This window comes from Streptomyces sp. MBT65 (genome assembly GCF_016612545.1).
Taxonomy (GTDB): domain Bacteria; phylum Actinomycetota; class Actinomycetes; order Streptomycetales; family Streptomycetaceae; genus Streptomyces.
In genome coordinates this window covers 1-5,087 of the sequence record NZ_JAENRY010000543.1, presented here as the reverse complement: position 1 = coordinate 5,087, position 5,087 = coordinate 1, and the positions used below count along the sequence as shown (strand labels likewise).

At 71.7% G+C, this 5,087-nt stretch carries 5 protein-coding genes; 3 read left to right on the top strand and 2 right to left on the bottom strand.

Annotated elements, in window-relative coordinates:
• Positions 1 to 164: 164 nt before the first annotated feature.
• Entirely contained in the window at positions 165 to 548 is a 384-nt protein-coding gene (locus JHN63_RS50015) for a hypothetical protein (RefSeq protein WP_200691780.1), read from the bottom strand.
• Between the two features lie 309 nt (positions 549 to 857).
• On the opposite strand from JHN63_RS50015, the gene JHN63_RS50010 reads away from it, so the two are divergent.
• From JHN63_RS50010 to JHN63_RS50000, 3 genes are all read left to right on the top strand, one after another.
• On the top strand, positions 858 to 1,256 hold the full coding sequence (locus JHN63_RS50010; protein WP_200691779.1) for a DUF485 domain-containing protein: 399 nt from the start codon (positions 858 to 860) through the stop codon (positions 1,254 to 1,256).
• On the top strand, positions 1,253 to 2,860 hold the full coding sequence (locus JHN63_RS50005; protein ID WP_200691778.1) for a cation acetate symporter: 1,608 nt from the start codon (positions 1,253 to 1,255) through the stop codon (positions 2,858 to 2,860). The genes JHN63_RS50010 and JHN63_RS50005 overlap by 4 nt, the downstream gene beginning before the upstream one ends.
• 401 nt (positions 2,861 to 3,261) lie before the next feature.
• Positions 3,262 to 4,497: an NAD(P)/FAD-dependent oxidoreductase gene (locus JHN63_RS50000; protein WP_307782183.1), complete on the top strand. Its 1,236-nt coding sequence runs from the start codon at positions 3,262 to 3,264 to the stop codon at positions 4,495 to 4,497.
• A 78-nt stretch (positions 4,498 to 4,575) separates the two neighbouring features.
• Here JHN63_RS50000 and JHN63_RS49995 read toward each other — a convergent pair.
• Positions 4,576 to 5,087 (bottom strand): sigma factor-like helix-turn-helix DNA-binding protein (locus tag JHN63_RS49995; RefSeq protein WP_267953878.1); only part of this gene is annotated, 512 nt, incomplete at its 5' end.

The window sequence follows — 5,087 nt, the reverse complement described above, 5'->3', positions numbered from 1 at the left end:
CGCCTGCGCGAGGCAGCCGGCCTGACCCAGGCCGGCTGCCTCGCGCAGGCGGGTGCGTTCGGCCGGGGCGGGCAGCACCGTGCCGTCGTCGACGGCGGCGAGCAGCGAGTCGACGGCCGTGAACAGCTCGTCGGGCTGGTTCGTCATCTGCTTCTCTTCCTCTGCTACCTGACGCCCTGGCGGATCTCTTCGAGCCGTGTCATCAGCCGCTGGTAGCGCTGTGAGGCGGCCTGGGAGGAGTTCAGTCCCTGGTAGCGGGCGATCTGGCGCCAGTCCAGGCCGCGGCGCCGGGCCTCGATGACGACCTGGGTCTCCAGGCGGTCCAGCTGGTGGCGCATGGTCTCGAACAGGCCGAGGGCCGCGCCCACGTCGTCGGGGTCCACATGCGGTGCGTGCCCGTCGTTGTTCTGTTCGCCGGCTGCCGCCAACAGGCGTCCCAGCAGTGCGGCGTCCTTCTGCAGGCGGTGGGCCGCGGTGGTGTCGGCCGCGGGTGGGTCCCCGAGCGCGGAGAGGCGGTCACGGGCTTGCTGGCGGGGGTCGCGGGCCATGGTGTCACCCTACCGCAGTGGACAACAGAACAATGTTCTGTTGTTTCGTTTGTTTCGTCGGGGGCCTCGCGGAGCCCGGTCCCGGTCCGGCGTGTCCGGGGCCCACAGGGCACTGCCGTACTCCCCCGTCACCCCCTCCTCATGTGCAACATGCGAGGTCAGGGCGGTGTGGTGGTTTGTTCAGGGAGTTTGCCGGAAGTGCTGCGCCCGGTGCGGGAGGCGCATAGCGTGCGGTGATCCGGGCCGTTCTCCCCCGCGGTTTCGCGGTCCGTGCCTTGTGGGGCCCACGACCCTCTAGGAGATCTTGGGATGTCTTCCGACAGTTCCGAGTTACGTCCGCTGCCGCACCGGGCCGGGCGGCACGCGTCCTCTGTCGCGCCGGGGTGGGCGGTGGGGCGGGTCCGTCCGTGGACCGGGCCGCACCGGGATCTGAGGCTGCTGCGGCGGGCGTGCCGGTGGCAGCGGCGGGTGGCAGCGCTGGCGGCGCTGGGTTATTTCGCGGTGTTTCTGACGCTGACCGTTCGGATGCCGTCGCTGATGGGGCGTCCGGCGCCGGGCGGGCTGCCGTTCGGGCTGGTGCTGGCGCTGGTGCAGCTGCCGGTGACCTGGCTGGCGGTGGTGTTCTACGAGCTGACCGCGCGCCGGTTCGTGGATCCGCTGGCGCGGCGGGTGCAGCGGCAGGGCCGTGACGGGGAGTGGCGGCCGTGACGGACTTCAAGGGCGCCGCGCAGTCCTGGTCGCTGGTGGCGTTCTGCAGTGTGGTGACGCTGACGCTGCTGCTGTGTGTGATCACGGGTCCCGACCGGGAGGACCTGGACGAGTTCTACACCGGGTACCGGTTCCTGTCGCCGCTGCGCAACGGTCTGGCGATCGCCGGTGACTACATCTCGGCGGCGACGGTGCTGACGGTGGGCGGGATCATCGCGCTGTGCGGGTACGACGGTGTGGTGCTGGCGCTGAGCACCCTGCTGTCGCTGCTGCTGCTGATGTTCGTGCTGGCGGAGCCGCTGCATCACACGGGCCGGTTCACGATGGGGGATGTGCTGGGGCGCCGTATGCCGGGGCGGGCGGTGCGGATCACGGCGTGCGGGGTCACGCTCGCGGCGCTGGTGCCGATGATGGTGGTGCAACTGGCCGGTGTGGGGCAGCTGCTGGGGTTCGTGCTGGGGTTCTCCGGCGGGGCGATGCGCACCGGGTGCGTCGTGGGCGCGGGGGCGCTGATGATCACGTATGCGGCGATCGGGGGGATGCGCGGGACGGCGCTGATCCAGATCCTGAAGACGGTGATCCTGCTGGGCTCGGGGCTGGTGGTGGCCGCGCTGGTGCTGCACACGTTCGGGTGGAGCCCTAAGGCGCTGTTCGGGGCGGCGGCGGTGCACAGCGGTGCGGGGCCGGCGTATCTGCGCTACGGGCTGCAGTTCGCCGGGGGCCGGTATCCGGCCTGGGACATGGTGAGCACGCAGTGCGCGATCGTGCTGGGCGGTGCCTGTCTGCCGCACGTGACGATGCGGATGTACACGGCGGGCAGTACGCGTCAGGTGCGCCGGGCGATGTCCTGGGCGGTGTCGGCGGTCGCGCTGTTCATGGGGGTGATGACGGTGGTGGCGGTCGGGGCGACCGCGCTGATCGGGGGCAGGGAGATCGCGGCGGCGGATCCGCGGGGCAACACCGCGTATCTGCTGGGGGCGCGGGCCGCGTTCGGGGCGGATCTCTCCCGTGCGGAGGGACTGCTGTTCACCACGGTCACCACGGCCATTTTCCTGACGCTGCTGGCGTCGGTGGCGAGCATGACGCTGGCGTGCGCGAACTCGCTGGCGCACGATGTGCTGGCCCGGGCGGGGACGGCGCCGTTGCGGGAGATGGCGCTGGCGCGGCTGTCGGCGCTGGGGGTGGGGGTGCCGGTGATCGGGCTGGCGGTGCTCGCGCAGCACCGCAGTCTGCAGCCGCTGGCCATCGTGTCGTTCTGTCTGGGGGCCTCGGCGATCGCGCCCGCGCTCGTGCTCGGTCTCTTCTGGCGGCGCTATACGCGGGCGGGCCTGCTGTACACGCTGATCGGCGGGAGCGTGAGTGTGCTGGTGCTGATGACGGGGACGAATCTGGTCTCCGGTTCCCCGCAGTCGGCGTTCCCGGGGGCGGACTTCAACTGGTTCCCGTTCACGACCACCGCCCTGGTGTCGGTGCCGGCGGGTTTTCTGTGCGGTGTGCTGGGGACCGTGGTGTCGGGCCGGAGGGCGGCCGCGCGGGAACGCGGCCGGTACGAGGCGGTCGAGGCCGTTGTGCTGGCCGGGCCGTCGCATCCCCGGGGCGGCTGAGTACGGCCCCGCGCGCCGCGGCGTGCTCCGCGGCCGCGGCGGTGACGCCGGGGCCGTGGAGGTGGGAGTGGGGTGGGGGCGCCGTGGCGCGTTCCGTCCCGGCCCGCCCGCCGGCCGGCCGGGTGCCGGCCGCGCCCAGGACGTGAGCCGGCCGGGACAGGACGGCCGGTGGTGATCCGGGCGGGTGCGGGCGGAATTCCGCTGCAGAAACGCTGTGTTCCGCGCTGAGCAATCTCGGCGATGACACGGCCCGCGGGCGGCCCGCATTCTGATGGGTGAACGTGCCCGGCGGGAGCGGGAGTTGATGTCACGCGGCTCGCGGGTACGGCCGAATCCATGACTGGGGAAGGTCTCGCATGTCGCCCACTCTTTTTGGGGTCACTGAGGATTTCGACGTTATCGTGATCGGCGGCGGGCCCGCCGGTGCGACCACCGCGGGGCTTCTCGCCAAGCGCGGGCACCGTGTTCTCGTGCTCGACCGCGAGCGGTTTCCGCGTTATCACGTCGGGGAGTCCCTGATTCCCGGTGTGATGGTGCCCATGGAGGAACTCGGCCTGGTCGAGCGCATGGAGGCGAAGGGCTTCGAGCGTAAATACGGCGGAACTCTGGTGTGGGGCAACAACGAGGTCCCGTGGAATTTCTCGTTCACCACGGGCGGCCGTATTCCGTACGCCTACCACACACGCCGTGCCGACCTGGACGCGCTGCTGCTGGACCGGGCGCGGGAGCTGGGTGCCTTCGTCGTGGAGGACGCGACGGTGAAGGAGCCGCTGGAGGAGGACGGCCGGGTCGTGGGTGTCCGTTACGCCCTGCGCGGTCTGAGCGGCACCCAGGAGGCGCGGGCCGCCCTGGTCGTCGACGCGTCGGGGCAGGCGCGGGTGCTGGGCCGGAAGTTCTCCGCGGTCAACTGGAACGACCAGCTGCGCAACGTCGCGGTGTGGACGTACTTCGACAACTGCCACCGGCTGCCCGGCGACGAGTGGAGCAACATCCTCATCGAGGGGACCCGGGACGGCTGGTTCTGGGGCATCCCGATCGACAAGGGCGTCTTCAGCGTCGGGTACGTGACGCGGTCGGACGTCGCGAGCGGGAGCGACAAGTCGCTGGAGGACCTCTTCGAGTCGGAGATCGCCCGCACCACCAAGCTGAAGGACATCCTCAAGGACGCCACCCAGGCCGCCGGCTACCGTTCCGCGCGCGACTGGTCCTACACCAACGAGCGGTTCCACGGGAACGGCTGGGTGCTGGTCGGGGACGCCGCCGCCTTCGTGGACCCGCTGTTCTCCACCGGTGTCGCGCTCGCGACGCTGGCGGGCAGCACGCTGTCGAAGGTGATCGACACGGTCCTGCAGCACCCGGGGATCGAGGAGAAGGCCCTGGACCGGTACTCGCGCGCCTACCAGGACTTCTTCCACGACATCCGCACGTTCGTGGAGGGCTTCTACGACCGTTCGAAGACCAAGGGGTTCTACTTCAACCTGGCCCAGGAGATCAACGACCCCGGCCAAGAGAACGACGCGCAGGTCGACTTCGTGAAGCTGATCTCCGGGCTGAGCGGGCGGGCCGGCGGGCTGTTCGACCTCGATCTCGGCGACCTGGTCGCCGACGCCACGCAGGCCGGTACGGCCGGCGCGTGAGCCTCGCGCAGGACCGCGGTGCGGCAGTTCCCGGGAGCCGGGGGCTGCCGCACCGCGGTGTGCGGCCGGGGCGGGGTGTCAGGCCGCCGCGTCGGGGCTCTTGCCGCCGGGGTCCTGGGGGGCGGCCAGCCAGCGGACCGTCTGTATCCGTCCCTCGCCGATACCGAGGGCCAGGGCGCCCAGGGGGGTGCCGTGGCGGTCGTGGAAGACGGCGCCGGGGCCGCCGTCCACGTCGTCCTGCGGTGTCATGGTGACGCCGATGCCCAGCAGGGCCGGGACGACCGCGGCCAGGACCCGGGCCACCTGGTCCGCGCCGGCGATACGGCCGGGCCAGCGCGGGCCCGGGCTATCGGGGCCATCGGGGCCGTCCGGAGCGCCGGGTTGGTACGGCGCCGTCACGGAGGCGGTGACGAGGCGCCGGGCGACCGCCTCCGAGCAGCCCACGGCCGACGCGATCCGTGCCGCGCCGCATCCGAAGATCTCCCGCAGGGCGAAGACCGCGCGCTCCAGCGGGGAGAGCCGCTCCAGGAGCAGTACGGCCTCCGCCGTACCCGGCCCGGCCGGCGACGGCGGAGGCCGTACTGCTCCTG